The organism is Pseudomonadota bacterium (genome assembly GCA_027624955.1).
GTDB lineage: Bacteria > Pseudomonadota > Alphaproteobacteria > UBA828 > UBA828 > PTKB01.
In genome coordinates this window covers 55,742-61,859 of record JAQBTG010000020.1, presented here as the reverse complement: position 1 = coordinate 61,859, position 6,118 = coordinate 55,742, and the positions used below count along the sequence as shown (strand labels likewise).

General features: G+C 61.6%; 3 protein-coding genes. 1 reads left to right on the top strand and 2 read right to left on the bottom strand.

Going from position 1 to position 6,118, the window contains the following annotated elements; translation table 11 throughout:
* Positions 1-71 precede the first annotated feature (71 nt).
* Complete coding sequence (locus O3A94_09720) at positions 72-1,712, top strand: M48 family metallopeptidase (GenBank protein MDA1356531.1); 1,641 nt, start codon at positions 72-74, stop codon at positions 1,710-1,712.
* A 133-nt stretch (positions 1,713-1,845) separates the two neighbouring features.
* Here the strand turns inward: O3A94_09720 and O3A94_09715 are convergent, their stop codons facing one another.
* A complete protein-coding gene (locus tag O3A94_09715) occupies positions 1,846-4,368 on the bottom strand; it encodes a DNA translocase FtsK 4TM domain-containing protein (GenBank protein ID MDA1356530.1) in 2,523 nt (840 codons plus the stop codon).
* A gap of 354 nt (positions 4,369-4,722) precedes the next feature.
* On the bottom strand, positions 4,723-6,102 hold the full coding sequence (locus O3A94_09710) for an amidase family protein (protein MDA1356529.1): 1,380 nt from the start codon (positions 6,100-6,102) through the stop codon (positions 4,723-4,725).
* Between the last annotated feature and the right edge of the window lie 16 nt (positions 6,103-6,118).

Sequence of the window (6,118 nt, the reverse complement as noted above, 5' to 3'; positions counted from 1 at the left end):
CTATATCCCATATATTCCGGGATTTATTAGGACTTCCGTGGATGGTGCTGGACAGGTAAGTGGCGGAGGATATGGAAGCCAAACTGATCCCGCAAAATACCGACGATCTGAAACAGCGCAGGTTGTTGAACGTGGTGGCGGAAATGGCAATCGCATCCGGTACGCCGGCGCCACCCGTCTACCTGTTGGAGGATGAGCTCGCGATAAACGCGTTTGCGGCGGGCTTTTCGCCGCGCGATGCCGTTATCGGGGTAACTCGCGGGGCGATCAATTGGTTAAACCGCGATCAGTTGCAAGGGGTCATAGCTCATGAATTCAGCCATATTTTCAATGGCGACATGCGGCTCAACATTCGCCTGATAGGCCTGTTGAACGGCATTCTGGTGATCGGCCATATCGGATATTGGACGTTGCGGGCGGCACCCCACTCGCGCCGCCGTGGGGCGTTGGCCGCGGTGGTGTTCGGTCTCGGACTAATGATTATTGGCTATGCAGGCACAGTTTTCGGTAGCCTCATCAAATCCGCGGTCAGCCGGCAACGTGAGTATCTGGCGGACGCCTCTGCCGTGCAGTTTACCCGCAATCCGGACGGCATCGCCGGCGCACTGAAGAGAATTGGCGGTCTTCGCGCCGGCTCTATTTTGGACAGCCCCGGCGCGCCCGAAATCAGCCACGCTCTTTTTGCCCGCGGCGTTTCAGGTTTTATTCAATCCGTGTCCGCTATCCATCCGCCGCTGGCTGAGCGTATTCGGCGCATCGATCCGCAGTGGAATGGTGAATACTTGACGTCCGACATTGAAAGCACATCCCGGGACGGAGACCCGGCTGGCGGTAAGAGCTTCGGGGCGCGGGAAGCGCTCGCCAGTCATGCGACTCTTGCCTTTGCCGGCGCGGCAAAAACCGACGTCGCCGACGCGATCAGCCAAATAGGTAATCCGAAACAAGAAACTATCGACTACGCCCGTTCACTGATCGTGTGGCTACCCGCTTCAATCAAAGAAGCCGCCGCCGAGCCCTTTGGCGCTCGTGCGGTGATCTATCTATTGTTGCTTGATGTCAGGCACGACGTTCGAGACTTGCAATTGAGGCAATTAGAATCGCTAGCAGATTCGAATGTCTATGCGTTAACGCGGAAACTCATGCCGGAAGTCACGGCGCTCGACATCAAATACCGGTTGCCACTGATCGATCTCGCCATGCCCGCTTTGAAACAATTGTCGCTCAGTCAGTACAGGCTGTTCAGAGAAAATGTCGTCACGCTGATTGACGTCGATGCCAGGATCGATCTTTTGGAATGGTCGCTTCAGAAGATTCTACTCAACCATCTGGACGGACAGTTCTTCAAGCTGGCACGCAAGAAGGCTCCCGTCGTCGGTCTCAACCAAGTAAAGAGCGAAATCGAATTGCTCCTTTCCCTCATGGCTCATGCGGGGCAACTGAACGGGAAGAACGTCGAAGCCGCGTTCGAGGCTGCGGCGAAAACGCTGAAGCTGAGCGGTCTTCAAATGAGGAGGCAAAAGGATTTCCGACTCGGAGATTTGGATCGTGCGGTGCAAAAGCTGGCCGGGCTGAAACCTCGGTCCAAGCCGCTACTGCTGTCGGCGTGTGCCGCTTGCGTGTTGCACGATCGAGTGTCGACGGTCGTGGAAATCGAACTGTTCCGCGCCGTTTCGGGCGCACTCGATTGTCCCATCCCGCTGGTGATACTTTGAGAAAGAGGCGCCCGCGCCCGCCCAGGGATTGAGGGTCCAATAAAAGTAACAGCTGCGCTCTGTTCACCCCATCTCTCCAACCTCTCTTCCCCGCCGGGGAAGAGGGGCTTGTCACGCGCAGCGCCCGCCAACGTCAGATTCGCCCGGCCAGCACCTCGCGTTTGCCGGCGTGATTGGCCTGGCTGATGACGCCTTGGCTTTCCATGCGCTCGACCATGCGCGCCGCGCGGTTATAGCCGATCTGTAAATGGCGCTGCACAAAGCTGGTTGATGCTTTGCCCTCGCGCGTGACGAGTTCCACGGCGCGGTCGTAGAGCGGGTCGTCAGCCGCCGCGTCGCCGGTTGACGGCAGGTCAGAATCCGGCTCCTCGGTGATCGCTGAGATGTAGTCGGGCTCGGCCTGGGCGCGCAGTGCATCGGTGACCGCTTGCACTTCTTTGTCGCTAACCAATGGCCCATGCACCCGGGTGAGGCGCCCGCCGCCCTCGAGGTAGAGCATGTCGCCCATGCCAAGAAGCTGTTCGGCGCCGGATTCGCCGAGGATGGTGCGGCTGTCGATCTTCGACGTCACCTGGAAACTGATGCGCGTCGGGAAGTTGGCTTTGATCGTGCCGGTGATAACGTCGACCGACGGCCGTTGGGTGGCCATGATGATGTGGATGCCGGCAGCCCGCGCCATCTGCGCCAGGCGCTGCACCGCGCCTTCGATATCCTTGCCGGCAACCAGCATGAGATCGGCCATTTCATCGACGACAACGACGATGAACGGCAAATGCGCCAAGTCTAGCGGCTGATCCTCATAGACCGGCTGGCCGGTCTCGGCATCAATATGCGTGTTGACGCGTCGGCTCAGCTCTTCGCCATTGTGCCGCGCCTCGGCGAGGCGCTTGTTATAACCGCCGATGTTGCGCACGCCGAGTTTGGACATCGCCTGATAGCGGTTTTCCATTTCGCGAACGGTCCATTTGAGCGCCACCACCGCCTTCGACGCGTCGGTGACGACCGGCGTCAGCAGATGGGGAATATCGTCATAGACCGACAGTTCCAGCATCTTCGGGTCGATCAGGATCAGCTTGCACTGGTCAGGCGGCAAGCGGTAGATGAGCGACAGGATCATGCTGTTGATGGCAACCGATTTACCGGAGCCGGTGGTGCCGGCGACCAGCAGATGCGGCATGCGCGCCAGGTCGGCGATCACCGGGCTGCCGCCGATGTCCTTGCCGAGCGCCAGGGTCAGGCTGGCGGAGGTATTTTCATAATCCTCGCTAGCGAGTAGCTCGCGCAGAAACACCGATTCACGGTCCGCGTTGGGCAATTCGATGCCGATCACGTTGCGCCCGCGAATGGTCGCGACACGGACCGATATCGCGCTCATCGAACGCGCAATATCGTCGGCCAGCGCAATCACCCGCGCCGTCCGCGTGCCGGCGCGCGGGACGAATTCATAGAGTGTCACCACCGGGCCGGGGCGCACTTTGTCGATGGCGCCGTAGACGCCGAAATCTTCCAGCACGGTGAGCAGCAGTTCGGCGTTCTGTTCGCGCGCATTTTCAGCCAGCGACGGCTTGCGGCTGCGCTCCGGCGGGGTGGTGAGCAAGTTGAGCGCCGGCAATTCGAAATCATTTCCTTCGTTCAGATCGAGCGTGCGCTGATTCTCGCGCGCGGCGCGCTTTCCCGGCTTGGGCTTCTGCGTCGACGGCTCGACAATCTTTTTGGTCGGTTTGCGCGCCACCAAACTCGGCTCGGTCCGCCCGCCCGCCGCGCTGTCAGCGATGCCGTCTTCATAGAGTTGAGGTTCGGAGCGGACTTTGTTGCGCCCGGCAAAGGCAAGTGCGGGAAGCTTGCCGCCGGCAAAGGCGAGCCTCGGAAGCTTGAGATGAGGCCGCCAGCCACGGCGTGGTGCGCGCGGCGTTTTGCTCTCCCGCGCCGGCTTCGCATTGGCTCGGGTTTGGGCGACGGTTTCGGCAGCGCTTTCGCCGCCGGCGAATTTGGGCGTTGTTTGGGCATGCACCCACCTGCCGCTGCGGAAAAGACCGATTGCCGATGTGCGCAGTACAAACCACAGCCCAATAAAGAGGCCGCGCCATTCGCGCCACGGCAGGCCCAAGGCGGCCGTGAAGGCGATCGCCGCGAGAGCGAAGGCGATGATCGGCAGGATCGACGACCCGGCGCCCCAGGCGCTCAACTGAGCAGCTATCGGTGCCGCGATCACGCTGCCGCCACCACCACCAAAGCCTGCTTCGACCGGCCAGCCCAGGGGCGCCGCCAGACCGGCAAAGCCGGTGGCGGCGAGCAAGATACTGAGCGGACACAGCGTCGCGCGTAGCCATAAAAGGCTGATTCGCCGGCACGATAGCAGCGCCCAAGACCAGGCCGCGAGAATAACCACCAGCAACGCCGACGCGGCGCCGACCGCCTGTAATAGGAGATCAGCGGCATAAGCACCGGGCAGGCCGGCTATATTGGCGGCGGTTTGCGAATTTGCGGTGTTGAAGGAGGGGTCATTCGGGGCATAGCTGATCAGGGCAAGAGCCAGCACGGCGGCAAGCGCCAGCAAAACCAGCCCCGCTAACTGAATCGTGCGCCGGCGCAGAAAGCGGCTCGCCGCTTCCGGCAGGAAGGGCGCGCGGCGTACCCCCTCGCTGCTCGCCGTCATAATGCCCAGCGCCCCTTCGGCGCTTTGATAATTCGCGTGCGCAAAGCCGTCTCCTGCCTTTTATAACAAGGTGTTGTGTGCTGCTGTTACGAATCGAACTTAACAGACTAGCAGATCCGGCGGAAGATGTTAATTAGCGACTGGGTGGCCGCAGCAAGATTTCATATAGCGCTTCCCACAGGCGCGTTTGCCGGGTTCAAGACGCGTTTTACACCGGCTGAACGAGGCGCTGGAGGGAAATTAATATAATTATAACAACGGCTTATATAATTGTCGCCGCGCTCGGGGCACCTAAGTCGACCTAAATCCCTGCTACTTTAGCAAAGCCCGGATTCATCGCTCCTATCAGCCGGGTCAGGCGCGCAGGATCGGCTCCAACGCGCTCGCCATGCGCAGCAGGCGCGCCTCCCAGCCCGCCGGTGCCATCAGCATCAGGCCGACCGGAATGCCGTTGTCATCCTTGCCACACGGCAGGGTGAGCGCCGCGCAATCGAGAAAATTGCCCAGCCGGGTGTTGCGCAATGTCATCACATTGGCCGCCATCCAGGCGTCCATGTCGTTTTCCAATTCGGCGATCGCCGGCGGGCTGATGGCGATCGTCGGCATCGCCAGCACGCCGACCTCGCGGATGCGCGCATGCAGCGCCGGCGCCACTTGCTTGAGGCGCTGTCTGGCGCCTTCCACCGTGCTGGCCGGCATCTTTCCGCCGAGGCGGATGCGTTCAAGGATCGGTCGGTAGACGAGATTGGGCCGCGCTTCGACATATTCATGCCACAGGGCATGGCACTCGGCGGCGTGGAACGGGCCGAAATGGCTGATCAACTCTTCGATCTCGCCGAATTGCGGGATTTCTGCCTGGCGGATCGTCACGCCGGCCGCTTCGAGACGCCTGAGCGCCGCCCGCGTCGCCCGTTCAACCCCGGCATCCAAGCCGTCCCACACGAGGTTTGCCGGCAGCGCCAGGCTGAGGCGCGCTGGTTCGGCGCCGGTCAGGTCCGGCGCGTGCGAGTTTCCCGCGCCATATCCGCCTGACAGCGCGGTAAATAATGCGGCAGCGTCGGCGACGTCGCGCGCCAACGGGCCCACCGAGTCCATGCTGGTCGAGAGACCGAGCACCCCATCGAGCGGCAGCAGGCCGAAACTGGTTTTCAGCCCGACTAAACCGTTCCAAGCCGCCGGTACCCTTACCGAGCCGCCGGTGTCCGAGCCGATGGCGGCGGCGGCCAGCCCGCGTGCCACCGATACCGCGCCGCCCGAGGTCGAGCCGCCGGGCAGGCGGGCGACCTTGTCGTCAAACGGATTGGCCGGCGTGCCGTAATTCGGGTTGATGCCGAGAATAGAAAACGCGAATTCGGTCTGGTTTGTTTTGCCGAGGCACACCAGCCCCGCCAGAGTGGCGCGCGCAACAACTGTGGCGTCGCGCTCGGCAATACGTTCCTGCAACACCTTGGCGCCATGACTGGTGATATCGCCGGCGGTATCAAACAGGTCTTTCCACGAAATCGGCACGCCGTCGAGCGGGCTCAGGCGAAGTCCTTGGCGCGCTCGTTCGGCGGCGGCGGCGGCTTCGGTGCGGGCACGTTTGGGCGTGACGCGAAGATAGATGTCATGCTTGGTGTCGATGCGCTCGATGCGCTCGAGAAAATATTCGCACAGCTCGCTCGCGTCGATCTCACCGCGCCCAATGCCCTCGCCCAGCGCCAGGGCGCTCACGTCATGCCATTCGCTCGTCATGTCTCTTATGGTTCTC